The following is a 23,297-nucleotide window of genomic DNA, read 5'->3' on the forward strand; positions in this document are numbered from 1 at the left end:
GCCCGGGGGCCTCAGCGCGTGTCGAGCGCGTGGAAGGACTCCACCAGGCGACCGGACGGGAACCCGGCCCGCTTCGCCAGCGACCCGGACCACTGCCCGATCATGTCCTCCAGGCCGGTCATGTGCGCGGTCTGGCTCGCGTGCGCGCGCAGCGCCGCGATCTTCACGTCGATCGTGTCGGTGATGTCGACGTGTCGTGCCCCCTCGGGGTCGTCGGCCGGGGCCGGCCCCAGGACCCACACCTCGCCGACCGTGTGTGCCTCGTACCCGGCCTCGGCCAGCTCGGGGAAGGCGTAGGGGTTGCGCGCGTCGGGGTAGACCGCGCACAGGGCCGCCTCGCCGGTCGCGGTGTGGTCGGGGTGGCTGCCGTACATGCTGCGCAGGTCGCGCACCGGCTGCGGCACGACGACCCGGTCCGGGCGGACCTGCCGGATCACCCGGGCCAGGTCCCGGCGCAGCTCCAGGGTGACGGTCAGCCGCCCGTCGGGGTGGCCGAGGAACACCAGGTCGGTGACGCCGGCCTCGGCGGCCGCGGCGGTCTGCTCGGCCCGGCGGATGCCCGCGATGTCGCTGCGCGGCACGGCCGGGTCGAAGCCGCCCGCGTCGCCGTCGGTCACCAGGCAGTAGGTCACCGCGACCCCGGCCGCGGTCCACACCGCGACGGTGCCGCTGCAGGAGAAGTCGATGTCGTCGGGGTGCGCGGCGATCACCAGCACGCGCTCCACCCCGGTGTGCGCACGGTCGTCGGCCGCCGTGCGCTCGTCCTCGGTCGCAGTCACCCGGCCATCCTGGGTCACGCGCCGGAGGCGGTCGTCAGCAGGACCCCCACCACGGACCCGGCCGACCACACGAGCGCACGGACCAGGTTGACCCGCAGCAGCCGACGCAGGTCCCCCGGGTGCGCGGCCGGGTCGAGCCGGCCGTGCAGCGACACCGCGGGCAGCGTCACCGCGACACCCGCGGCGGCCGCCACCGCGGCCACCCACACCAGCGGCTCGCCGGGCGCGAGGACCAGCAGCGCCGCCGTCGCGAGCCCCTGCGCGACCCACGGCGGACCGACGACGAGCGTGATCGCCCGGCTGTGCGCGGCGTGGTAGCGGGCCCACGACCCGGCCGGGACCAGCGCGAAGGCCGGGTAGACCACCACCTGCACGGTCCAGGCGATCCCGGCCAGCAGCACGGTCGCGACGGTCTGGACGACGGCGGCGATCAGCACCGCCCGATTCTCGGGTGAACCGGCGCCGCGCGCGTGCCAGGCTGCCGGGGTGATCACCACCGCGATCGGGCCCGAGCTGCTGCACGGCGTCCTCGACGCCGTCGACGGCGAACGGGGCCTGCTCCCGCAGCGGCTGCCCGCCCCCGCCCGCGCCCGCAACACCGACCCGCAGCTGGCCGGCGCGCAGAGCCAGCCGTCCGGGGTGCGTGTCGTGTTCCGCACCGCCGCGCGGACCGTCGAGCTGGAGACCCTGCGCACCCGGATCGGTCTCGTCGGTGCCCCGCTGCGGCCCGACGGCGCCTACGACCTGATCGTCGACGGCCGGCCGGCGGGCAGCGCCACGACCTCCGGCGGGAAGCTCCTGATGACCGATCCGGCGACGGGGGAGGTCGCGGTCACCGACGGCCCACCCGGTCCGGTGCGGTTCACCCTGCCCGGCCGCGACGCGCTCGTGGAGATCTGGCTGCCGCACAACGAGATCACCGAGGTCGTCGCGCTGCGCACCGACGCGCCGGTCGCCGTCGTCCCGACCGGTGGGCGCCCGGTGTGGCTGCACCACGGCAGCTCGATCAGCCAGGGCAGCAACGCCGCGGGGCCCAGCACCACCTGGCCCGCGCTCGCCGCCCGCACCGCCGGGGTCGAGCTGGTCAACCTGGGGTTCTCCGGCAGCGCGATGCTGGACCCGTTCGTCGCCCGCACGCTGCGCGACACCCCTGCCGCCGTGATCAGCGTCAAGATCGGGATCAACGTCGTCAACGCCGACCTGATGCGCCGACGGGCGTTAGCCCCCGCCGTGCACGGGTTCCTCGACACGATCCGCGACGGGCACCCCGACACCCCGCTGCTGGTGGTGTCCCCGGTGCTGTGCCCGATCCACGAGCACACCCCGGGCCCGGGCGCGCCGGAGGTCGTCGACGGGCGGCTGCGGTTCCGCGCGACCGGCGACCCGGCCGAGGTGGCGGCGGGGAAGCTGACGCTGTCGGTGATCCGCGAGGAGCTCGCGCGGGTCGTGGCCGGCCGCACCCCGCAGGACCCGGCGCTGTCCCACCTCGACGGCCGTGAGCTCTACGGGGACGCCGACGCGGCCGAGCTGCCGCTGCCCGACCGGCTGCACCCGTGTCCCGAGGCGCACCTGCGGATGGGGGAGCGGTTCGCCCGGCTGGTGTTCGGTGCGGGGGGCCCGTTCCACGCCGCGGGCCCGCGTGACCGGTGACCGGCCACGGGGCCCGCGGGCGGGGGCTCAGTTGCCGTCCTGGTCCAGCTGCCCCTGGAGGCGGTCCTCGAAGTCCTGCTGGCACTGCGCGATCGCGGACTGGTCGGTGCCCGCCTGCTGCACGCAGCTGACGTACTCGTCCCCGCCGACCTGGTTGAACACGCTGAGACCGAAGGCGACGACGGCGATCGCGATGACGATGCCGACCAGGCCGAGCACGAGCCCGGTGATCGCGACCCCGCGGTTGGTGGCGGCGCCCTTGGACGCCCGGCTGATCCCGACGATGCCGAGCGCGACCGCGACGACACCGAACAGGGCGCCGACCAGGAAGAACCCGAGCAGCACGGCGAGGATGCCGAGCACCAGCGCGGCGATCCCGATGCCGTTGCGCGGCGGGGTCGTGGGCGCCCCGCCCTGCGGCCACCCCGGCGGCCCGGCGGGCGGACGGTACGGGTAGGCGGCCGGGTCGTGACCCTGCGCGCCGTACTGCTGCTGTCCGTATTGCTGCTGACCGTAGGGCTGCTGCCCGTACTGCTGTCCGGTGGGCTGCCCCCCGTACTGCGGCTGCTCCCCGTCCCGCGGCTGTTGCCCGTACGGCTGCTGCCCGTACGGCTGACCGGGCTGTTCGCCGTACTGCTGCCCGCCGTAGGGCTGGTTCTGCTGCGTCGGCTGGTCCAGGTTGTGCGGGTCCTGCGGGTCCCCGGGGCGACCCGGGTACGGGGGTGGGCTGCTCACGCTCGTCCTCTCCTCACCGACGCACCGGGTGGTCCCCGGTGCCGGCGGTGCCGTCCGGCGGAGTCGCCGTGACCGTCGTCGCCGTCGTGTCCGGTTCGATGATCCCCAGGTGCCCGGGCTCGGTCCAGGCAAAACACCCATGGGACGGCACAGGGGCCCCGGTCGTGGTGGGATCGGTGCCCGTGAGCGGTATCGACGAGATCGAGGAGTGGACCCGGGCGCAACGCCGGGTCATCGACCTGGTGCGGGACCTGCCGCCCGAGCGCGCGGAGCTGACGGTCCCGTCCTGCCCGGACTGGACGGTGCGCGACCTGTTCTCGCACATGGTCGGCCTGGGCGCGGACGTGGTGCGTGGCGACGAGCCCGACGACCACAACGAGGAGTGGACGGACCGGCAGGTGCGGGCGCGGCGGGACCACGACGTGGCCGCACTCGTCGCGGAGTGGGAGTCGCTGACCGGCCCGCTGCGCGACTGGATGGCGGCCCACAACACCCGCCCGCTCGGCGACGTGATCATCCACGAGCAGGACCTGCGCGGTGCCCTGCGCGAGCCCGGCGGGCAGCACACCCCCGGCCTCTACGCGGTCATGGACACGTTCCTGGGCCGGTTCGCCGGCGCGGTCGGGGACCGGGCGCCGATCGCCCTGGTCGGTGACGGCCGCCGCTGGGTGTCCGCGGGCGACGAGGCGGGGGCCGCGGTCGTCGTGCGGGCCCCGGACTTCGAGCTGGCCCGTGCCCTGGTCACCCGCCGGTCGGCGGCGCAGCTGCGGGCCTGGACCGAGCGCGGCGACGTCGAGCCCTATCTGGACGCGTTCGCCCTGCTCGGGCCGCTGCCCGGCACCGATCTCACGGAGTCCTGACCACGGTCGTCACCGGATTGTCAGCACCGTCGACGTGACACGGTCCTGACAGTGGGTCCAGACTGGGCGGGTGAGCGTGCACCCCACCCACCCCGTCCCCGCCCTCGACGACGCGCTGACCGGGCGCGCCGTCGAGCGCGTCCGCCGCTGGACCGAGCGCACCGGTACCGCACCGTCGTCGGGTTCCGGCCGCGGAGCGGACCCGACGCAGCGGCTGGCCGCGCTGATGCACGACCCCGCCGGGGTCGACTTCACGCTGCGCTTCGTCGACCGCGTCGCCCGCCCCGCCGACGACCGGGTCGCGGCCCGTGAGCTGGCCCGGCTCGCCGGGGCGGGCGCCGCACTGCCCGCGTTCGTCACCGGCACCGACCGGTTGCTGCTGCGGGCCGGCGGCCGGCTGGCGACGGCGCTGCCGCACGTCGTCGTGCCCGCGGCGCGGTCGCGGCTGCGCAGCCTGGTCGGGCACCTGATCGTCGACGCGGGCGGGCGCGGCCTGGACCGCCGCCTCGCCGCGGCCCGGCGCGACGGGCACCGGCTGAACCTCAACCTGCTCGGCGAGGCGGTCCTCGGCCACGACGAGGCGGACCGTCGCCTCGCCCGCACGATCGCGCTGCTGCGCCGGCCGGGCGTCGACCACGTGTCGGTGAAGGCGTCCTCGGTCGTCGCCCAGCTCGTGCCGTGGGACCTCGAGGGCAGCCGGGACCTGCTCGTGGACCGGCTGCTGCCGCTCTACCGGGCCGCCCGCGAGCACGGCGTGTTCGTGAACCTCGACATGGAGGAGTACAAGGACCTCCACCTCACCGTCGCGCTGTTCACCACGCTGCTGGCGCGCCCGGAGTTCCACGACCTGCCCGCCGGGATCGTCCTGCAGGCCTACCTGCCCGACTCCGTCGCCGCGCTGGACGAGCTCGGGGAGTTCGCCGCCCGCCGTGCCGCCGCGGGCGGGGCGCCGATCAAGGTGCGCCTGGTCAAGGGCGCGAACCTGGCGATGGAACGGGTCGACGCCGAGCTGCACGACTGGCCGCAGGCGCCCTACGCCACCAAGGCTGAGGTCGACGCCAACTACGTCCGGCTCCTCGACCACGGCATCGGCGGCCCGCACGCCGACGGGATGCGCCTGGGCGTCGCGTCGCACCACCTGCACCACGTCGCGCTCGCCCTGGAGCTGGCCGACGCCCGCGGTGCCCGGGCCCAGCTGGACCTGGAGATGCTGCAGGGCATGGCCCCCGCGTTCGCCGACGCCGTCGCGGGCGACCTGCCGGAGTCCGGGCCGGGCTCGCAGCTGGTGCTCTACACCCCCGTCGTGCACCGCGGCGACTTCGACACCGCCGTGTCGTACCTGGTCCGGCGACTGGAGGAGAACGCCTCGCCGGAGGGATACCTGTACACGCTGTTCACCCCCGGCTCGGGCGGTCCGGCGACCTACCAGGAGCGGTTCCTCGCCTCGGTGCGCGACCGCGACGCCGTCGCCGACACCCCGCGCCGCACCCAGGACCGCACCGTGTCCGCACCCGTCGGGACCGACGGCCCGCTGCCCGTGGACCCGGTGCCGGCCGGGTTCCGCGCCGAGCCCGACACCGACCCGTCACTGCCCGCGAACCGGGAGTGGGCCCGTCGCGCCGCGACGACCGCCGTCGCCCGGACCGATGTCCCCGTCGTCACCGACCCGGCCGCGGTCGACGCCGCGGTCGAGCGCGCCCGCACCTGCGGCTGGCGCGACGTCCCCGCCGCGGAGCGGGCCGCGACGCTGCACCGCGCCGCCCGCGCGCTGGCCGCCGCCCGCGGCACGCTGCTGTCGGTGATGCTGCACGAGGCGGGCAAGACCGTCGCCGAGGCCGACCCCGAGATCTCCGAGGCCGTCGACTTCGCCGCCTACTACGCCGAGCGCGCCGCCGAGCTCGACGGCGCCCCGTTCACCCCGGACCGGGTCGTGGTCGTGACCCCGCCCTGGAACTTCCCGGTCGCGATCCCGCTCGGCGGCTGCCTCGCCGCGCTCGCCGCGGGTGCCCCGGTGCTGCTCAAGCCCGCCCCGCAGGTCCGCGAGTGCGCCGAGGCCGGCGTGGCCGCGCTGCACCGCGGCGGGATCCCGCGCGAGGCACTGCAGCTGCTGCCCACCGACGAGGCCGACGCCGGACGCCGGCTCGTCACCCACCCCGGGATCGACCGCGTCGTGCTCACCGGCTCCTCGGAGACCGCCGCGCTGTTCCGGTCCTGGCGGCCCGACCTGAACCTCGTCGCCGAGACCAGCGGCAAGAACGCACTGGTCATCACCCCCGCCGCCGACCCGGACCTCGCCGTCGCCGACCTCGTGCGCTCGGCGTTCGGGCACGCCGGGCAGAAGTGCTCCGCGGCGTCGCTGGCCATCCTCGTCGGCCCCGCCGCGACCGGCTCGGCCACCGGGAGGCGGCTGCGCCGCCAGCTCGTCGACGCCGTCACCACCCTGCGCGTCGGCCCGGGAACCGACCTCGCGACGACCATGGGCCCGCTCATCGAGGCGCCCTCGGCGAAGCTGCACCGGGCACTCACCACGCTGGAGCCGGGGGAGCGGTGGCTGGTGCGCCCGCGCCGGGTCTCGGAGACGGTGTGGACACCGGGCGTGCGCGCCTGGGTGTCGCCGGGCAGCTGGTTCCACCGCACCGAGTGCTTCGGCCCGGTGCTCGGCCTGATGGCAGCCCGCGACCTCGACGAGGCGATCGCCTGGCAGAACGACACCGGCTTCGGCCTCACCGGCGGCATCCACTCCCTGGACTCCGACGAGATCGCGCACTGGCTCGACCGCGTCGAGGTCGGCAACGCCTACGTCAACCGGCACATCACCGGCGCGATCGTGCAGCGCCAGTCCTTCGGCGGCTGGAAGGGCTCGGTGCTCGGCCCGGGCGCGAAGCCCGGCGGACCCAACTACGTCGCCCAGTTCGGTACCTGGCACGACGGCGACCTCCCCGGGCCGGGACCGACGTCCGGCCCGGCCGCGGACCGCGTCCTGGCCGCGGCGGCCGACCTCGACCCGGCCGCCCGTGACCGCCTCGCCCGCGCCGCCGCCTCCGACGCCCGCGCGTGGGACACCGAGTTCGGGATCGAGCACGACCCGACCGGGCTGGCCGCGGAGTCCAACGTGTTCCGCTACCGGCCCGCCCCGTCGGCGACGCTGTGGTGCGGCGCCGGTGCCGCCCGCGCCGACGTCCTGCGGGTGCTGCTCGCCGCGGCCACCGCGGGGGTCCCGGTCCGGCTGCACGGGCCGGGGGTCCCGCCGGGCGAGGTCCCGGGCGGGGTGCACGGCGGCGACGGGCTCGTCCCCGTGGCGGGCGAGCGGATCCGGGCCCTGGGCACCGTGCCCGACGGTCTGCGGGCGGCCGCCGCCCAGGTGGGCGCGTCGGTCGTGGACACCCCGGTGGTGCTGGACGGACGCCGGGAGATGCCGTCCGTGCTGCGGGAGCAGGCGGTCAGCCGCACCCGGCACCGGTTCGGCCACCTCGAACGGTGAGCGATGGCGGACGCACCGTCGCCGTGGTTACGGTGCGTCCATGGTGGTGCGTGCCCGCGATGTCATGACCGAACGCGTCGTCACGATCTGGGCGGACGCACCGCTGGCCCGGGCACAGGAGCGGATGGCGGAGTCCCGGTTCTCCGCCCTGCCCGTGGTCGACCGGCGGTTCTCCCTGGTCGGGGTGATCTCGCTGGTCGACGTGCTGCGCCACCGCGACGACCCGCACGCCGTCGTCGGCGACGCGATGACCGAGCAGGTCGTGTCGGTGCTCCCGACGACGAACGTCTCGATCGTCGCGCACCGCATGCGGGTCTACGGCGAGCTGCGGCTGGTGCCCGTCGTCGACAAGGGCATCCTGGTCGGTGTGATCACCCGCAGCGACCTGCTGCGGCACCGGCACTCCGGTGGGCGGCTGCGCCGCACCGCCCGCCGGATCGGCGGTGTCGTGCCGGTGGCGCCGCTGCCGGAGGCGATGGCGCCGCGCGGTGCGGGCCGGATCGGCGGCCGGCCGACGTCGTCGCTGCGGGTCGCGGACGTGATGACCGACGGCGGGCTGGTCGCGATCCCGCCGGAGCTGGCCCTCGACGAGACCGCCGAGGTCCTGCTGTCCTACCGGTTCACCGCGGTCCCGGTCGTCGACGACCGCGACCACCTGCTGGGCATCGTCTCCGAGGCCGACCTCATGCACGGCTCCCTGGACGGCGGCCGGCGGCTGCGGGCCCGCACCGTCTCGGAGGTGATGACCCGCGACGCCGAGGTCGTGCACCCGGGCGACCCGCTCACCGACGCCGAGGACCTGCTGTCCCGGCGCGGGTTCCGGGTCGTCCCGGTCGTCGACGCCGAGGACGTGCTGGTCGGGGTGCTCAGCCGCAGCGACCTGCTCTGACCCGCGGTCAGGCCCCCGGGACCGGGGCGGCGGGAGCGGCCGGTGCCCGGACCGCGTCGCACTCCTGGGCGGCCTTCGCGACCAGCAGCGAGAACGCCACCGGGTCCTCCAGCGACTGCCCCGGCAGCGCCCCGAAGTCCAGGTACTTCTGCAGGCAGGCGAACTGGGCGGCCTGGTCGGCGGGGCTCAGCGGCGGCTCGGCGGGCGGCGCGGGCTGCGCCGACGCCGTCCCGGCGGTGACGGCGGCCAGGACGAGTGCGGCGGCGACGGCGCCCACCGCGGTGGTGGCGGCACGCAGGGCGGTCCTCACGATGTGCTCGCTTCCTGCGCCGGGGGCCGGCGCGGTCGGGGTCCTACCGCCCTCCGCGTGACGTCCCGGCCGAGCCCGGCGTCCGCGGTGGCACGATCCTGCGGCCCCGGCGGCACCCGGCGCGCCCCGACGGGCACGGGTCGACCTGGAGGTGTGACCCCCGGTCGGGTCAGCGCAGACCGTAGGGCCGCATCCGCTTGGCCAGCGCGGAGTGTTCGGCAGCGCGTTCCGCGGGACCGTCCGGCGGGCCGAGCGCCGAGGCGGTGTCACCGATCCCGTACAGGACACGGTGGGTCAGGAGCGCGACGGCGGTCTCGTACCAGTCCTCCGGTGGTGCGGGCGGGCCCGAGCCCAGTGCCGTCGTGAACCACGGCGGGAGCCGGTGCCCCGCGTCGACGGCGGCGACGAGCCGCTCCCGCAGCCGTCCGGTCAGCTCGGTCCCGGCGTCGCGGCCCTCGGCGACGACGGTGCCGTCCCGCATCTCCCGCTCCGCGTCGGCGTCCAGCTCGGTCCGGGCGCGGGCCGCGGCCGCGCGCACGTCGCCCTCGGCCGCGCGGACGGTGTCGAGGCGGTCCCGGGCGGCCCGGAACCGGCCGGCGAGGGCGGCGGTCCCGTCCGTCCCGTCGGCGACGGCGCGGCTGGCGTCGAGCACCGCTCGGACCGCCGCGGCGCGCTCGCGGTCCCACCGCTCCGGGCCCGCGGCGTCGTGCCGTCGTGCGGCGCGGTCGGCGTCGCCGAGCCGGGCGCGGTCGTGTTCCCGGCCGCGCAGGACCGTCGCGGCCAGCTCCCGGTCGGCGCCGGTGGGGGTGAGGTCGGCGTCCGGGACGCCGGTCGCGACCCGCAGCCGGTCGTCGAGCCGGACGAGCTCGCCGTGCAGCCGCTCGATCCGTCCGGCCTGGTCGGCGACGGTCGCGGTGAGCTCGTCGACCCGGGCCGCGGCGTCCTTCGCGGCGCGCACCGACCGGCGGCGCACCGCTTCCAGGGCCGCACCCAGCTCCTCGACCTCGCGGGCCAGCGTCCCCAGCCTCCGCTCGTGCCGCTCGACCTGCTGGACCTGCCGCCCCTGGCCGTCGCGCAGGGCCGCGAGGTCCTTGCGGGTGGGACGGTGGGTCAGTTCGCCCTCGATCCGGTCCAGTCTGCGGCCGGTGTCGGCCGTGGTGTCGCGCGGGCTCACCGGACACCGCCGCGGGCGGTGACGGTCCCGGCCAGCAGGAGCAGAGCGACCACCGCGGCCGCCGCCGGCACGAAGCGCACCGGGCCCGGGGCCCCGATCGCGACGGCGAGCAGCCCCGCGGTCCCGGCGGCGGCGACGACCGGTGCGAGCACGGCGCGCCGCCGGTGCCCGCCGGCCCCGGACCGCAGGTGCAGCACCAGGGTCCCGCCCGCGAGCAGCAGCCCACCGGCACCGCTCCCGACCTCCGCGGGCCCCACCCCGCCGACGACGAGCAGCACCACCAGGACCAGCACCACCGCAGCCGCGAGGCCCGACGCCGCGACCACGACGACCCGGGTGCTGCGCCGGTGGGCGGCGTCCTCCCCGAGGGCGGCAGCGGCCTCGTCGTCGGCCAGCGCCTGCTCGGTCAGCTCCAGCACCCGCGCCAGGTCCTCCGCCGCGGGCTCCGCCCCGGCCGGGAGCCGTGTGTGCAGCTCCCGGAGCCGCTCGCGGGCGGAAGCGGCGGCCGGCGGGGAGTCCTCCGTGGTGGGCATGTACCCATCGTCGCCGGGCGCGGCCGCACCGGGACCGCACGTACCCAGAACTGACGATCCACTGTGTGCGGCCGGCGCCGTGGGACCCTTCCGCGGTGAGCCCCCACGACCACACCCCCGCCCGCGATCTGCTCTGCACCTGGTCCCGCCGGATGGTCCGCGACGGACTCGTCGTCGGCACCTCGGGGAACCTGTCGCTGCGCACCGGGGACCTGATCGCGGTCACCCCGTCCGGTGTGGACTACGAGACGATGACCGCCGCGGACGTCGTGCTCGTCGATGCGGAGGGCACGCTCGTCGACGGCACCCGGGAGCCGACCAGCGAGCTCGCGCTGCACGTGGCCGCGCAGGCCCGGCCCGGCACCGGCGCGGTGGTCCACACGCACTCCCCGGCGGCGGTCGCGCTGTCGACGCTGTCCGACCACGTCCCGGCCGTGCACTACCAGCTCGCGATGTTCGGCGACGGCGTGCGGGTGTCGGAGTACGCGCCGTTCGGCAGCCGTGAGCTGGTCGTGAACGCGCTCGCGGCGCTGGGGGAGTCCACCGCCGTCGTCCTGGGCCACCACGGCACGCTCGTGCTCGGCGACACCCTCGGCGCCGCCTACGACGGCGCCCGCCAGCTGGAGTGGCTCTGCGACGTCTGGCTGCGCGCCCGCGCCGTCGGCGAGCCGCGGCTGCTGCCCGACGCCGAGATCAGCGCGGTGCGAGGGCGGTTCGCGGCCCAGCGGTCGAAGGTGCGGGCGACGAGCCCGGTCCCCACGCCCGCTCCTCGGTGACGATCGCGGTCACCAGGTCGAACGGCGTCACGTCGAACGCCGGGTTGTAGACCGGGGTCCCGGGCAGGGTGAGCAGGGTGCCGCCGTGCTCACGGACCTCCTCGGCCCCCCGCTGCTCGACGACGATGTCGGCCCCGGTCGGGGTGTGCGGGTCGATCGTCTCCTCCGGCGCGACCACCACGAACGGGATCCCGGACCGGGCCGCGGCGCAGGCCAGCATGTAGGTCCCGATCTTGTTCGCGACGTCGCCGTTGGCCGCGATCCGGTCGGCACCGACGAACACCGCGTCGACCAGCCCGGACGCGATCGCCGCGGGACCGGCCGAGTCGACGCACAGCCGGTGCGGCGCCCCGGCCGCGGCGAGCTCCCAGACGGTCAGCCGCGCGCCCTGCAGCAGCGGGCGCGTCTCGCACGCCAGCACCTCGGCCAGTGCGCCGCGCTCGTGCAGCCGCAGGACCGCCCCCAGCGCGGTGCCGCCGTCGCCGGTGGCCAGGGGGCCGGTGTTGCACACCGTCAGCGCCCGCAGCGGGCGGTCCGCGCACAGCTCCTGCGCCAGGTCCGCGGCCCGGGCGGTCGCCGCGGCGTTGACCCGCGCGGCCTCCGCGGCGACGGCGCGGGCCTGCGCGAGCACCGCGGCCGGGCCGTCGTCGAGCGCCTCCAGGGCCCGGGCCACCCCCAGCCCCAGCGGGACGGCGGTGGGCCGGGCGACGGCGATCCGCTCGGCCGCGGCCCGCACCGCGGCGACGGCGACCGGCGTCGCCGTGCCGTGCAGGTGCGCGGCCAGCGCGACCCCGAAGGCGCCGGTGATGCCCAGGCTCGGGGCACCGCGCACGGCCAGCGACCGGATCGCCTCGATCAGCTCGTCGACGGTGCGCAGGTACAGGTGCTCGGTCGCGCCGGGCAGTGCGCGCTGGTCGAGCAGGACCACCGCCGGGCCGGCTTCGTCGTCGCCGGCCCAGTCCACGATCCGCATCGGCCCGTACCCTCCCCGGTCGTCCGCCCTCGGGTGACCGGGGTGAACCTACCCCGGCGCCGCGGGCGGCCGGGCCGACTGCGGTCCCGGTCACGGGCGGGTGCTCACCGTCCGGGCGGGGCCACCCGGTAGACCGCACCGGCGTCGTCGTCGGTCACGTAGACCGCGCCGTCCGGCCCGGCGACGGCCGCGACCGGCCTGCCCCAGCGCGCTCCGGACGGGTCCTGGAACCCGCCGACCAGCGTCTGCTGCGCGCCGAGGCGCCCGTCCCGCCAGGGGAAGAACGACACCTCGGGGGCCCTCGGCGGGTCGGCGTTCCAGGAGCCGTGCACCCCGGCCAGGGCCCCGGCCGCGTACGGCGCGGGCAGCACCCCGTCGGTGAACGAGAGCCCCAGCGGCGCCGAGTGCGCCGGGAAGGACTGCTCCACGGGGGCCAGCGCCGCACAGTCCATCGCGCGCCCGCCGGGGTTCAGCTCGGCGTCGGCGACCAGACCGACGTCGGTGAAGTCCTGCGCGGAGCCGGCGACGCCCGGGTCGGTGTCCGGGTCCGGGTTGCAGAACGGCCAGCCCAGCTCGCGGCCCGGGGTGAGCCGGGCCAGTGGCTCGGCCGGATGGTCGGTGACGTAGGCGTCGACGACCTTCCCGAACGACGAGCCGCCGGCGTCGCCGTAGGGCCGGTCGTAGGGGTAGGGCACGTTGTCGCGGCCGTTGACCGCGGTCCAGACCGAGCCGTCGGGCGCGGTGGCCAGCCCGGTGCCGTTGCGGACGCCGGTCGCGAACGGCGCGGCGGGCCCGCCGGTGGGCGGCATCCGCAGGATCGACGCGCGCGGGGGAGTGGCGTCCCGGTCGGCGACCGAGATGTTGCCGGTCGACCCGACCGAGACGTAGACCGCGCCGTCCGGGCCGACGGTGACCGACTTCAGCTCGTGGCCGTAGGCGCCGCGCAGGTCGGGGGAGTTGGCATCGGGCAGGCCGGGGACGACGACCCGCCGCCCGGTCGCCGCGCCGCGGGCCCAGGCGTACGCCGACACCTGGTTCGACTCGGCGACGTAGAGGGTGCCGCCGTCCGGGGAGAACGCGAGCCCGTGCGGCTGGGTGAGCCCGTCGAGCAACGGCCGCTGCTCACCGGTGCGCGACAGTGCCAGCACCCGGCCGTCGTCGGGCACCGAGACGAGCAGCTCGCCGTCCGGGGTCCAGACGGCCAGCCGGGCGTTCGGGACGCGGGCGAGGACCGACACCGTCCACCCGGCCGGGACGAGCGCCTCGCGGGGCTCGTCGAACGGGGCGGTCGCGGCCCCGGGCGGCACCGACACGGTGACCGGCACCAGGTCCGCGCCCGCCGCGGCGACCGGGGCCTCGGCGCCGGACAGCGCGTTGGTCACCGGGTTGGGGCCGGTGCCGCAGGCGGCGAGCAGGGGGAGCGTGACCAGGGCGGCCAGCCAGGGGGCGATCCGCATGAACCCGACGCTACGGCCGCAACCGGCCCGTCGCGCGGCGGGGGCGCGCAGCCGTCAGGATCGTCGTCGATGCGCCTGACACTGCACGCCCGCGGACCGCAGCCCGCCGACGAGGTCTGGGAGCGCTACGCCGTGCCCGCCCGCTGGCCGGAGTGGGCGCCCTACATCCTCGGTGTCGACACCGCGGCGGACCGGATACGCCCCGGGGTGACCGGGCAGGTCCGCGGCCCGCTCGGCGTCACGGTGTCCTTCGCGGTCACCGAGGTCGACGAGTGCGCCCGCACCTGGGCCTGGGACGTCGCCCTCGGCGCCAGTGCCTCCCCGCTGAACCGGGTGCGGCTGAGCCTGGACCACGGCGTGCGGCCATCCGGGGCCGGTACCCGGACCTGGCTGACCGTGCACGGCCCGCCCGCCGTGGTCCTGCCCTACCTGGTGCCGGCGCGGCTGTCGCTGGAGATGCTGGTCCGCCGCCCCGCCCGGGCGAGGTGATCGCACGCCAGCGTCGCGAACGCGCCGGGTACCTCGATCTGGGGCATGTGTCCCACCCGGCCGAACACGTGCGTCGTGACCTGCGGGAGCCGGCCCGCCGCGCGCAGCTGGGCCGCGGGCAGGATCAGGTCCCGCTCACCCCACACGACCAGGGTCGGCTTCGGGGCGCGGGCGAACGCGTCGAGCAGCGCGCGCCGCCAGCCCGGCCGGACCCCGCGGACGGTGCCCAGCTCGGCCGCGACCTCGGCGAAGGTCCGGGCGAACTCCGGCCGCCGCGCGATCTCCACGGCGCGGGCGACCCGCTCGTCGGTGACCAGGGAGCCGTCGACGAACAGGGACCGCTCCGAGCGTCGCGCCGCCCTGGCGTCCAGGTGGCCGAGCAGGAACCGGCCCAGCAGCGGCACCCCGATGACCCGCAGCGCCGGGGTCACCTCGGCACCGAACCCGGCGGGGTCGGCCAGCACCAGGGAGACGACCCGCTCGGGGTGCCGGGTGGAGATCAGCAGCGCGACGGCGCCGCCGAGCGAGTTGCCCATGACGTGCGCCGGGCGGGTCTCGCCGAGCGCGTCGAGGGTGGCGAGCGCGGTGTCGGCGAGCTTCTCCAGCGTCGCCGGGCCGGGCACCCGGTCGGAGTGGCCGAACCCGGCCAGGTCGAGCGCGACCACCCGGTACCGGGAGAGGAACTCGTGCTGCGGATCCCAGTCCTCCAGGCTGCGGCCGATCCCGTGCAGCAGCAGGACCGGCTCACCGGCGGGGTCGCCGGTCTCGCGGACCCGGACCCGGGTGCCGCCGACATCGACGAAGCGGGTCTGCGGGAGGGTCATCGCGTGCGCGCCGCCTTCGCGTTCCCGGAGGCGCCCACCAGCTTCGCGAAGATCCGGATGCTGTTCGCCGGGGCGAGCCGGGCCAGCAGGTCCGGGACCTTCGCGCTGATCCCGATGAGCAGCCGCGGGCGGCGCTTCGCGATCGCGTCGACGATCAGCTCGGCGGCCTTCTCCGCGGGGAAGGTCAGCAGCTTCTCGAAGTCCTTCTTGCCGCGCTCGGCCTCCTCGGCCGGGATGTTGACCCCGACCCGGGCGCCGGCGGCGATCCCGGTCCTGATGCCGCCCGGGTGCACCGTGGTGACGGTGGTGCCGACCTGGGCGAGCTCGGCGCGCAGCGCCTCGGAGAAGCCGCGGATCGCGAACTTCGACGACGAGTACGCCGACTGCCCGGGCGGGGCGATCAGCCCGAACAGGCTGGACACGTTGACCACGTGCGCGCCGGGCCGTGCGGTCAGCGCGGGCAGCAGGGCGTGGGTCAGCCGCACCGGGGCGCGGAAGTTGACGTCCATGACCCAGTCGAACTCGTCGAGGGTCAGCCGGGCGAAGTCCCCGCCGAGCGCGACGCCGGCGTTGTTGACCAGCAGCCTGATCTCCGGGTGACCGGCGAGGATCCGGCTCGACAGCGCGTCGACGGCGTCGCGGTCGGCCAGGTCGACGGTCTCGGTGGTCACCGACAGGCCGGGGTGCTTCGCGCGGATCGCCGACGCGACGGTGCCGAGCCGGTCGCCGTCGCGGTCGACGAGCACGAGGTCGCTGCCGCGCTCGGCGAGCAGCCGGGCCACGTGCTCGCCCATGCCACCGGCGGCACCGGTGACGACGGCGGTGCCCTCGGCGAAGCGGAACGGTGAGCGGGCCATCAGGAGGCCACCTCCTGCTGTGCGGTCGCCGGTGCGGCGACGGTGTCGGCGGCGATGCCGGACGCGGTCGGGGTGGGGACGCGGGCGTCACGGGCACCCAGCGCCGAGGCGGGGGTGAGGATCATGTCCCGCTTGAGGTCGGCGCGGCCGAGGCCGACGGCGTCGAGGAAGAAGTTCTGGTGCAGCCGCCACGGGTCCTTGCGGCCCTGGCGCGGGAACAGGTGCTCCGAGCGCTTCACGTAGTTCGACTCGATGTCGAGCAGCGGCCGGTCCGGGGACGCGGTCGGTGCCGGGGTGGCGACGGCGATCCGCTCGCGGTCCATCAGCGCGAGCAGCTTCGGCACGTAGCGGGCGACGAGGTCGGCGCGCAGCGTCCAGGACGCGTTGATGTAGCCGATGCAGAACGCCAGGTTCGGCAGGCCCGACAGCATCAGGCCGCGGTAGGTGACGGTCTTGCCGATGTCGACCTGCTCGCCGTCGACGTGGATCGTGATGCCGCCCAGCGGGCTCAGCGACAGGCCGGTCGCCGAGACGATCACGTCGGCCTCCAGCTCCTCGCCCGACCGGAGCCGGATGCCCTTCTCGATGATCCGCTCGATGTGGTCGGTGACGACCGAGGCGTCACCCCGGTTGATCGACTTGTAGAAGTCGCCCTCCGGGATGACGCACAGGCGCTGGTCCCACGGGTCGTAGCTCGGGGTGAAGTGCTTGTCCACGTAGGACTCGTCCTTGAGGAACTTCAGCGCGAGGCCGCGCAGCACCTTCTTCACACGCTCCGGGCGGCGCCGGGCGAGCTGGTAGAACGCCTGGGTCAGCGTCACGTACTGCAGCCGCAGGATGGCGTGCGCGACCGTCGCGGGCAGGAAGCGGCGCAGCTGGTCGGCGACCGGGTCCTTGCTGGGCAGCACCGTGAGGTACGACGGCGAGCGCTGCAGCATCGTGACGTGCCCGGCCTTCGCGGCCAGCGAGGGGATCAGCGTGACGGCGGTGGCGCCGGACCCGATGACGACGACCTTCTTGCCGGTGTAGTCGAGGTCCTCCGGCCAGAACTGCGGGTGCACCCAGGTGCCGGCGAAGTCCTCCCGGCCCGGGAACTCCGGCTGGAAGCCCTTGTCGTAGTCGTAGTAGCCCGAGCACATGAACAGGAACGAGCAGGTGTAGCGCTTCGGGCCCTGCGCGGTGGTGGTGTCCACCGTCCAGCGCGCGGTGGCCGAGTCCCAGGACGCACCGACGACCTTCGTGCCGAAGCGGATCCGCTCGGTCACGCCGTACTCGCGGGCGGTCTCGGTGATGTAGCGGCGGATGTCGGCGCCGTCGGCGATCGACTTCGGCTCGCGCCACGGCCGGAACGGGTAGGCCAGGGTGAACATGTCCGAGTCCGAGCGGATGCCCGGGTAGCGGAACAGGTCCCAGGTGCCGCCGATGTTCTCGCGGCCCTCGAGGATCGCGTAGTCCTTGCCGGGCAGCTCCTGGTGCAGCCGGGCCGCGGCGCCGATGCCGGAGAGCCCGGCTCCGACGATGATCACGTCGCGGTGCTCGACGGCGGTGCTGTCCGGAGCGGGCGTCGTGCCGGCCTGCGTCATGTGGTCCTCCTCATCGGGCGCGTCCGCGCTGACTACCTCTTCGACCGAGATCCAGTCTGCCCCAAACCTACCCGGAGTAACTTGACTCGGCGCGACAACAACTTACCCTCGTACGACATGGGCACCGGATCACTCACCCGGGCGAGGGCGTTGCGGGGGCTCGTCGCGCTGGTCGGCGAGCTGGGCGGCGACGGAGCGGAGCTGTTCGCGCGGTTCCGCATCCCGATCGACGCCGTCGAGGGGACCGACCCGGACGCGCTGGTCCCGACCCGGTCGGTGGCCCGGGTGCTGGAGACCGCGGCCGCCGAGCTCGGGTGCGGCGACCTGGGCCTGCGCCTCGCGCAGCGGCAGGGCCCGGAGATCCTCGGGCCGCTCGCCGTCGCCGTCCAGAACTCGGCGACCCTCGGCGACGCGCTCGACTGCGCCTCGCGCTACCTCTACGTGCACAGCCCGGCACTGACGATCGGCGCCGTCGCCGACCCGGAGGGCGTCGCCGGGGTGACCGGGCTGGAGTACGGCAGCACCGACCCGCTCCCGCCGCAGGTCGCCGACCTGGGGGTGGGGGTGCTGCACCGGATCGTCGGGCTGCTGTCGGGCGGGCCCTACGGGCTGCGGTCGGTGCACCTGCCGCACACCGCTCCCGCCGACGCCGACCGCTTCCGGGAGTTCTTCGGCGCCGAGGTCCGCTTCGACCGGCCCGCCGCCGTGCTGCGGGTGCCCGCCGACCTCGTGCGACGCCCGCTGGCCGGCGGCGACGAGACCGTGCGCGCCATCGCCATCGAGTACCTGGAGACCCACTTCGACCGGCCCGGGCGCACCGTCACCGACCGGGTGCGCGCCGCCGTCGACCGGTCGCTGGCGTCGGGCCCGGTGCGGATCGGCTCCGTCGCCCGGCTGCTGCGGGTCCACCCCCGCACGCTGCAGCGTCACCTCGCGGTGGAGGGGACGACGTTCGAGCAGGTCGTCGACGACGCCCGCCGGGACACCGCCGAGCGCCTGATCCTGCGGACCGACCTCCCGTTCACCCAGGTCGCGGCGATGATCGGGCTGGCGGAGCAGTCGGCGCTGTCCCGTGCGTCGAGGCGCTGGTTCGGGAGGCCTCCGCGGGAGCTGCGCAAGGCCGGACCGGCCGGGCTGCCGGTGGGCTGACGGCTGTACGGGCCCCGTGCTGCGCCGACGGTCCTACCGGGCGCGCAGCGCGTAGCGGCGCTCGGCGTAGTCGAGGTCGTCGCGCCACAGCCGGGTGGCGGCCGCGGCCATCGCCGGGCGGATCGCCGGGGCGAGCTTCGAGGCCACGGAGAACCCGGGCCGGTCCGACCCGGCGACGACGGCCTCGATCACCGCGGTCCGGGGCCGCCCGTCGCGGTCGGTGCCGCGCGGGGTCGCGTGGGTCTCGACGACCGAGCCGACGCCCTCGCCGGAGACGATGCGCATCACCACCGTCCGCGGCTCCGGGCACACGAACTCCGCCCGCACCGGGACGCCGAGCCCCGGACCGACCTTGAAGGTGACGGTGACCAGGAAGCGGTCGTCGGACTCGTCGACGTCGGTGACGGCGGGCGCGGAGTCCACCGTCAGCTTCTGGAACGAGTACGGGTGGAACCAGGCGCCGTGCCACGGGTCGAGCCGGTTGGCGACGATGTCCTCGGGCTCGCACACCCCGACCAGGGTGGTCACGGCGTCGAGGACCGCGCCGGCCGGGCGGGCCGGGACGACCGGGGCCTCGGTCGGCTCCTCACCGCCGACGTCGTCGAGCCGCGCCCAGACGAGCACCCCGTCGTCGTGGACGGGGTGCACCGCCCAGCCGGGGCCGGACCGGGCGCCCAGGCGCAGCCCGTGCCAGCGGCACACCAGCTCGCCGCAGTCGACGGCCGCCAGCGCCATCGGCGCACCGAGGTGCGGGCAGGCGCCGGGACCCACGCGCACCGTCCCGTCCTCCTCCCGCCACGCGACGAGCTCGACCCCGCCGATGCGCACGCCGAGCGGACGGTCGCTGCGGATCTCCCGGCTCGCGGCGACCACGAACCAGTTCCCCGACGGGCGCGCCTGCGCCCGCTCCAGTGCGGCCGAGATCAGCTTCGGGTCCGCGCCGGCGTAGGTCGGCTTCTGCGCCGCCCACTTCTGCGACGGCAGCGGCTGCAGCGGCCAGTGGGACGGCCAGTGCGCGGTGAGACGGGAGAGCAGGGTCATGACGTGGTGTCCTTCGACGGGTGTCAGGTGCGCATCGCGTACTCGGCGGCGCGCCGCAGCGGACCGAGGCGGCCGCTGGTGGGGACGGTCTCGAGGGGGTGGCCGGCCAGGCCCCAGCCGGCGAGCAGCCGGTTCGCCGCCTGCCAGCCGGTGCTCGCGGCGCGCTCCATGAGCGCGACCGGCAGGTCGATCCGGATGCCGTCGCCGGCCAGCACCAGGCCGTCCACGGGGGTGGCGACGGTGGGCCGCCGCGCGAAGTCGCCGACGCCGAACATCGGGCAGTCCGCCCGCCACTGCACGAGCTCGCCGACCACCCCGGCGCCGGCGGTCTCCGGGTAGAGCTCGTGCAGCCGGGCGACCGAGCGCTGGCGCAGGTCGGCGGTCCAGGTGTCGTCGTCGACGCCCGGGGGCGGAGCCGCGGAGTAGGCGTGCAGCTCCACGACGGACCCGCCGTGCCGGGCGGCCCAGCCCGCGGCGTCGTGCTCGTAGCGGTCCAGCACGGAGACGTTGTCGAGCGGGTCGAGCCCGCCGGTGCCGAGGAACGGCGGCCGGGTCGCGTCGACGGGCCGGTCGAGCCAGAGCCGTTGCACGAGGAACGGCGGGGCGCTGCCCAGCGCGGCGACGTCGTCGCGCCACCGGGCGAGCGCGTCCGGACCGTCGACGGCCGACGCGGGGTCGCCCAGGCCGGGGGAGGCGGCGACGATGTCGCGCAGCCCCCGCACGTCGGTGGCCAGCACGACCGCGTCCGCCTCGCTGCCGCCGCCGTCGCGATGATTCACGTGGAACCGTCCACTGCCGACACCGTCCACCGGGGACCGCTCCACCGAGGACACCGCGACCCCGGTCCGGAACGTGACGCCGCGGGTGGTCAGGTAGTGGCGCAGCGGCTCCCACAGCGCGGTGTCGAAGCCGGCGTCGGGCACGTCGAACATCAGGCCCTCGGAGGAGCCGAGGAAGTAGATGTGGAACATCGTGGCGAGCTCGGCGGCCGACATCGTCGAGGGCGGCGCGAAGAAGCTGCGGGAGAACACCTCGAACGCCAGGTGCCGGGCCGCGGGCGGGAAGTTGATCGACTCGACGAAGCTCTGCGCGTCGAGGTGGTCGATCGCCTCGTAGATGCCGGGCACGCTGACCGCGGCCAGCGGCGCGGCGGCGCGGGCGTCGAGCCGCAGCAGGTCCGACGGGCGGAACGTGGGGCTGCGCAGCGCGAACAGCACGGCGTTCCACGGGGGCGTGCGTGGCAACCCGCGGAAGGTGTCCCGGCGCCCCTGGGCGTCGACGAGCGGGTAGTCCTCCAGCGGCACCAGCCGCTCCAGTCCGGGGTCGCCGCGGCGCAGCAGCGCGCGCAGGTTGTAGTACTGCCGGAAGAACGCGTGGAAGCCGCGGCTCATCGACACCGGCGTGCCGTCGGGCAGGGTCTCCGACCAGCCACCGACCCGGCCGCCGAGGTAGGGCTCGCGCTCCAGCACCTCGACGACGACGCCGCGCTCGGCCAGCCCGGTCGCCGCGGCCAACCCGGCGATCCCGCCCCCGACGACGACCGCCCGCGGCCGCCGCCCCAGCTGCCCGGCGTCGCCGAGGCCACCGGCGGGCTCGTGGCGGACGCGGCGCGGGTCGGTCGGGCGGGCGGTCACGACCGCGTCCCGAGCACGGTGTGCACGACGCCGTTCTGCCAGCCGGTCATGGTCTCGGAGTGCACGGCGTCGAACCCGGCGGCGCGCACCCGGTCGCGCAGGCGGCCGATGCCGTCGAAGGTGTTCACGCTGCGCCACAGGTGCCGGTACAGCGCGGTCTCGCCGGTCGTCATCCGGCCGAGCGGCACGATGATCCCCCAGCAGACCGCGTGCCAGGACAGCCGGGCGCGGGGGGAGTCGGCGACCGAGTACTCGTGCAGTGCGAGCACCCCGCCCGGGCGCAGCAGGTCGTGGAAGCGGCGCAGCTGGGCGTCCGGGTCGTCGAGGTTGCGCAGCAGGTAGGCGGCGAGGATCCCGTCGAACGGGCCCTCGACCCCGTTCTCGGCGAGGGACTCGGCGGTCGAGTGCACGAACCGCACCGACGCCGGCCACGGCTTGGTGCGGGCGCGCTCGAGCATCCCGGCCGAGGCGTCGACGGCGACGATCTCGGCGCGCGGGGCGACACCGAGCAGCGCCGCGGTGGAGGCCCCGGTGCCGCAGCCCGCGTCGAGCAGACGCAGCCCGGCGCCGTCGCGGGGGAGCCGCATCCGGGCCGCGGACGCGCGCAGGTGGTCGTGGTAGCCGGGGTTCATCCCGACCAGGCGGTCGTAGTCGGCCGCGCCGTCGTCGAAGTGCGACGGGACCTGCTCGCGGGGCAGGCCCGCACGGCCGACGGTTCCGGGGCGGGTGGGACGGGAAGGGGAACGGTCGACCATGTCCGCGAGCCTAGGACCGCCGGCGTCGCACGGCGCGTCGGGTCGCATCCTGTTGCACCGCAGCCACTCGCGGGGGCGGCCCCGGTCAGGAGACCCGGTCGGCGCAGCGCACGGCCATCGCGCGCAGCACCGCGGCGACGTCGTCGCCGAGCACCCCGTCGGCGACCGCGCCGTCGACCAGCCGCAGTGCACCCTGGACCCGGGTGGCGATGAGCTCCTCGATGCGGCGGCGGGCCCCGGTCGACTCGATCGCCACCCGCGCCGCGGCGACGTCGACCGGGCCGTCGGCCTCGTCGGAGCCGTGCAGCAGCGCGTCGAGGGCGCCCCGGGTGGCCGGTCCGGCGACCTCGCGGGCCAGCACGACCAGGCTGGTGGCCTTGCGCTCGGCCAGGTCGTCGCCCGCGGACTTGCCGGTGGCGTCGGTACCGAACACGCCCAGCACGTCGTCGCGCATCTGGAAGGCCTCGCCGACCATCGTCCCGTAGTCGCCGAGTGCCGCGAGCAGCTCCGGTGCGGCCCCGGCCATCGCGGCGCCGAGCTCCAGCGGACGCCGGACGGTGTAGTTGCCGGACTTGCGGCGCAGCACGTCCATCACCTCGTCGAGGGTGGGGACGCGGCGGGCCTCGTTGAGCAGGTCGGCGAACTGCCCGACGGCCAGCTCCGAGCGCATCTCGTCGTAGCGCGGCCAGCCGCGGTCGAGCACCGCACGCGGCAGCCCGCTCTCACGCATCGCCTGCTCGGCCCACACCAGGCACAGGTCGCCCAGCAGCACCGCGCCGGACTCGCCGAACCGGTCCGGGCAGCCGGACATGCCCTGGCCGCGGTGCCAGGAGGCGAGCTGGACGTGCACCGTCGGCCGGCCGCGGCGCAACTGCGAACGGTCCATGACGTCGTCCTGGAGCAGGGCGAAGGCGTGCAGCAGCTCCAGCCCGGACACGGCCGCCAACGCGGCGGGGGAGTCCGGGGCCGCGGCCCGCCAGCCCAGGTAGCCGAACATCGACCGCAGGTACTTGCCTCGGCCGACGAAGTCGCTCAGGACCCCGGCGACGAAGTCCGCACCGCGCATCGAGTGCACGTGCTCGGCGCACCGGAGCCGCACGGTCTCGTCGACGTGGGCCCGGACCCGGCCGCGGATCTCCGCGACCCAGTCCGGGTGGGTGGGGACGTGCTCGAGCCGCCGGTCCTGCCCGGTCTCCACGAACATCGCGCGGCCTCCCGTCGGGTCGCCTGGGGTGGTGAGCGGCCGGACGTCGGCGTCCGGACCCGGTCGGGGGCCGAGGGCACGACCGGGCCGGGTCTGTCGAGGGTATGGGGGGCGTCGTGATCGCGCGCGCCGAATCGGACAGAC

At 76.0% G+C, this 23,297-nt stretch carries 22 protein-coding genes; 7 read left to right on the plus strand and 15 right to left on the minus strand.

Annotated elements, in window-relative coordinates; genetic code table 11:
- Window positions 1-11: 11 nt before the first annotated feature.
- Complete coding sequence (locus MTO91_RS13000) at window positions 12-779, minus strand: PIG-L deacetylase family protein (RefSeq protein WP_253069497.1); 768 nt, start codon at window positions 777-779, stop codon at window positions 12-14.
- A gap of 14 nt (window positions 780-793) precedes the next feature.
- Window positions 794-1,216, minus strand: coding sequence for a hypothetical protein (locus tag MTO91_RS13005; RefSeq protein WP_357460952.1), 423 nt, complete (start codon window positions 1,214-1,216; stop codon window positions 794-796).
- A gap of 49 nt (window positions 1,217-1,265) precedes the next feature.
- Between MTO91_RS13005 and MTO91_RS13010 the strand changes: the two genes are divergently transcribed.
- Window positions 1,266-2,429 (plus strand): SGNH/GDSL hydrolase family protein, encoded by a 1,164-nt coding sequence (locus tag MTO91_RS13010; protein ID WP_476654683.1) that lies wholly within the window; start codon window positions 1,266-1,268, stop codon window positions 2,427-2,429.
- A 27-nt stretch (window positions 2,430-2,456) separates the two neighbouring features.
- Here MTO91_RS13010 and MTO91_RS13015 read toward each other — a convergent pair whose 3' ends face one another.
- The gene (locus MTO91_RS13015) at window positions 2,457-3,164 is read right to left on the minus strand and encodes a DUF4190 domain-containing protein (RefSeq protein ID WP_476654684.1); all 708 of its coding nucleotides are present in this window, start codon (window positions 3,162-3,164) and stop codon (window positions 2,457-2,459) included.
- A gap of 176 nt (window positions 3,165-3,340) precedes the next feature.
- Here MTO91_RS13015 and MTO91_RS13020 point away from each other — a divergent pair, with 176 nt between their 5' ends.
- The 3 genes from MTO91_RS13020 to MTO91_RS13030 all read left to right on the plus strand — a co-directional run bounded on the left by MTO91_RS13020 (window position 3,341) and on the right by MTO91_RS13030 (window position 8,394).
- Window positions 3,341-4,024: a maleylpyruvate isomerase family mycothiol-dependent enzyme gene (locus tag MTO91_RS13020; RefSeq protein ID WP_208825587.1), complete on the plus strand. Its 684-nt coding sequence runs from the start codon at window positions 3,341-3,343 to the stop codon at window positions 4,022-4,024.
- Window positions 4,025-4,094: 70 nt separating this feature from the next.
- Window positions 4,095-7,505 (plus strand): proline dehydrogenase family protein, encoded by a 3,411-nt coding sequence (locus tag MTO91_RS13025; protein ID WP_476654686.1) that lies wholly within the window; start codon window positions 4,095-4,097, stop codon window positions 7,503-7,505.
- A gap of 40 nt (window positions 7,506-7,545) precedes the next feature.
- The gene (locus MTO91_RS13030; RefSeq protein WP_476654688.1) at window positions 7,546-8,394 is read left to right on the plus strand and encodes a CBS domain-containing protein; all 849 of its coding nucleotides are present in this window, start codon (window positions 7,546-7,548) and stop codon (window positions 8,392-8,394) included.
- A gap of 7 nt (window positions 8,395-8,401) precedes the next feature.
- On the opposite strand, the gene MTO91_RS13035 is transcribed toward MTO91_RS13030, so the two are convergent.
- From MTO91_RS13035 to MTO91_RS13045, 3 genes are all read right to left on the minus strand, one after another.
- Window positions 8,402-8,704 (minus strand): hypothetical protein, encoded by a 303-nt coding sequence (locus MTO91_RS13035; protein WP_476654690.1) that lies wholly within the window; start codon window positions 8,702-8,704, stop codon window positions 8,402-8,404.
- A gap of 169 nt (window positions 8,705-8,873) precedes the next feature.
- Window positions 8,874-9,878: a hypothetical protein gene (locus MTO91_RS13040; RefSeq protein WP_476654692.1), complete on the minus strand. Its 1,005-nt coding sequence runs from the start codon at window positions 9,876-9,878 to the stop codon at window positions 8,874-8,876.
- Window positions 9,875-10,411, minus strand: coding sequence for a hypothetical protein (locus MTO91_RS13045; protein ID WP_476654694.1), 537 nt, complete (start codon window positions 10,409-10,411; stop codon window positions 9,875-9,877). The genes MTO91_RS13040 and MTO91_RS13045 overlap by 4 nt, the downstream gene beginning before the upstream one ends.
- Before the next feature lie 95 nt (window positions 10,412-10,506).
- Between MTO91_RS13045 and MTO91_RS13050 the strand changes: the two genes are divergently transcribed.
- On the plus strand, window positions 10,507-11,187 hold the full coding sequence (locus tag MTO91_RS13050) for a class II aldolase/adducin family protein (RefSeq protein WP_476654696.1): 681 nt from the start codon (window positions 10,507-10,509) through the stop codon (window positions 11,185-11,187).
- Here MTO91_RS13050 and mtnA read toward each other — a convergent pair.
- Window positions 11,105-12,160, minus strand: coding sequence for an S-methyl-5-thioribose-1-phosphate isomerase (mtnA, locus tag MTO91_RS13055; RefSeq protein ID WP_476654698.1), 1,056 nt, complete (start codon window positions 12,158-12,160; stop codon window positions 11,105-11,107). The genes MTO91_RS13050 and mtnA overlap by 83 nt on opposite strands.
- Before the next feature lie 104 nt (window positions 12,161-12,264).
- A complete protein-coding gene (locus MTO91_RS13060) occupies window positions 12,265-13,617 on the minus strand; it encodes a PQQ-dependent sugar dehydrogenase (protein ID WP_476654700.1) in 1,353 nt (450 codons plus the stop codon).
- Window positions 13,618-13,686: 69 nt separating this feature from the next.
- On the opposite strand from MTO91_RS13060, the gene MTO91_RS13065 reads away from it, so the two are divergent.
- Window positions 13,687-14,106 carry an SRPBCC family protein gene (locus MTO91_RS13065; RefSeq protein WP_476654702.1) on the plus strand — a complete coding sequence of 140 codons (420 nt, stop codon included), beginning with the start codon at window positions 13,687-13,689 and terminating at the stop codon, window positions 14,104-14,106.
- Here the strand turns inward: MTO91_RS13065 and MTO91_RS13070 are convergent.
- Genes MTO91_RS13070 through MTO91_RS13080 form a run of 3 tightly spaced genes read right to left on the minus strand, consistent with a single transcriptional unit; the run spans window position 14,043 to window position 17,370 of the window.
- Window positions 14,043-14,930: an alpha/beta fold hydrolase gene (locus tag MTO91_RS13070; protein WP_476654704.1), complete on the minus strand. Its 888-nt coding sequence runs from the start codon at window positions 14,928-14,930 to the stop codon at window positions 14,043-14,045. The two genes, MTO91_RS13065 and MTO91_RS13070, sit on opposite strands and share 64 nt — an antisense overlap.
- The gene (locus tag MTO91_RS13075) at window positions 14,927-15,787 is read right to left on the minus strand and encodes an SDR family NAD(P)-dependent oxidoreductase (RefSeq protein ID WP_224402586.1); all 861 of its coding nucleotides are present in this window, start codon (window positions 15,785-15,787) and stop codon (window positions 14,927-14,929) included. The genes MTO91_RS13070 and MTO91_RS13075 overlap by 4 nt, the downstream gene beginning before the upstream one ends.
- Entirely contained in the window at window positions 15,787-17,370 is a 1,584-nt protein-coding gene (locus MTO91_RS13080; RefSeq protein WP_476654706.1) for a flavin-containing monooxygenase, read from the minus strand. Before MTO91_RS13080 ends, MTO91_RS13075 begins: the two co-directional genes overlap by 1 nt.
- A gap of 117 nt (window positions 17,371-17,487) precedes the next feature.
- On the opposite strand from MTO91_RS13080, the gene MTO91_RS13085 reads away from it, so the two are divergent.
- Window positions 17,488-18,519, plus strand: coding sequence for an AraC family transcriptional regulator (locus tag MTO91_RS13085; RefSeq protein ID WP_405417249.1), 1,032 nt, complete (start codon window positions 17,488-17,490; stop codon window positions 18,517-18,519).
- A gap of 33 nt (window positions 18,520-18,552) precedes the next feature.
- Here the strand turns inward: MTO91_RS13085 and MTO91_RS13090 are convergent, their stop codons facing one another.
- The 4 genes from MTO91_RS13090 to MTO91_RS13105 form a co-directional block, all read right to left on the minus strand.
- The gene (locus MTO91_RS13090) at window positions 18,553-19,560 is read right to left on the minus strand and encodes a Rieske (2Fe-2S) protein (protein WP_476654708.1); all 1,008 of its coding nucleotides are present in this window, start codon (window positions 19,558-19,560) and stop codon (window positions 18,553-18,555) included.
- 23 nt (window positions 19,561-19,583) lie between these two features.
- A complete protein-coding gene (locus MTO91_RS13095; RefSeq protein WP_476654710.1) occupies window positions 19,584-21,194 on the minus strand; it encodes an FAD-dependent oxidoreductase in 1,611 nt (536 codons plus the stop codon).
- Complete coding sequence (locus tag MTO91_RS13100; protein WP_476654712.1) at window positions 21,191-21,949, minus strand: class I SAM-dependent methyltransferase; 759 nt, start codon at window positions 21,947-21,949, stop codon at window positions 21,191-21,193. Before MTO91_RS13100 ends, MTO91_RS13095 begins: the two co-directional genes overlap by 4 nt.
- Window positions 21,950-22,034: 85 nt before the next feature.
- On the minus strand, window positions 22,035-23,153 hold the full coding sequence (locus tag MTO91_RS13105) for a polyprenyl synthetase family protein (RefSeq protein ID WP_476654714.1): 1,119 nt from the start codon (window positions 23,151-23,153) through the stop codon (window positions 22,035-22,037).
- Between the last annotated feature and the right edge of the window lie 144 nt (window positions 23,154-23,297).

Source organism: Pseudonocardia sp. 2-7 (genome assembly GCF_056341085.1).

Excerpts from the sequence above, each read along its gene's own strand:
- MTO91_RS13075 (WP_224402586.1), bottom strand. The coding sequence starts at position 15,787 with ATGGCCCGCTCACCGTTCCGCTTCGCCGAGGGCACCGCCGTCGTCACC.
- MTO91_RS13045 (WP_476654694.1), bottom strand. The coding sequence starts at position 10,411 with ATGCCCACCACGGAGGACTCCCCGCCGGCCGCCGCTTCCGCCCGCGAG.
- mtnA (WP_476654698.1), bottom strand. The coding sequence starts at position 12,160 with ATGCGGATCGTGGACTGGGCCGGCGACGACGAAGCCGGCCCGGCGGTG.
- MTO91_RS13060 (WP_476654700.1), bottom strand. The coding sequence starts at position 13,617 with ATGCGGATCGCCCCCTGGCTGGCCGCCCTGGTCACGCTCCCCCTGCTC.
- MTO91_RS13070 (WP_476654704.1), bottom strand. The coding sequence starts at position 14,930 with ATGACCCTCCCGCAGACCCGCTTCGTCGATGTCGGCGGCACCCGGGTC.
- MTO91_RS13080 (WP_476654706.1), bottom strand. The coding sequence starts at position 17,370 with ATGACGCAGGCCGGCACGACGCCCGCTCCGGACAGCACCGCCGTCGAG.
- MTO91_RS13100 (WP_476654712.1), bottom strand. The coding sequence starts at position 21,949 with ATGGTCGACCGTTCCCCTTCCCGTCCCACCCGCCCCGGAACCGTCGGC.
- MTO91_RS13030 (WP_476654688.1), top strand. The coding sequence starts at position 7,546 with ATGGTGGTGCGTGCCCGCGATGTCATGACCGAACGCGTCGTCACGATC.
- MTO91_RS13065 (WP_476654702.1), top strand. The coding sequence starts at position 13,687 with ATGCGCCTGACACTGCACGCCCGCGGACCGCAGCCCGCCGACGAGGTC.
- MTO91_RS13085 (WP_405417249.1), top strand. The coding sequence starts at position 17,488 with ATGGGCACCGGATCACTCACCCGGGCGAGGGCGTTGCGGGGGCTCGTC.
- MTO91_RS13090 (WP_476654708.1), bottom strand. The coding sequence starts at position 19,560 with ATGACCCTGCTCTCCCGTCTCACCGCGCACTGGCCGTCCCACTGGCCG.
- MTO91_RS13105 (WP_476654714.1), bottom strand. The coding sequence starts at position 23,153 with ATGTTCGTGGAGACCGGGCAGGACCGGCGGCTCGAGCACGTCCCCACC.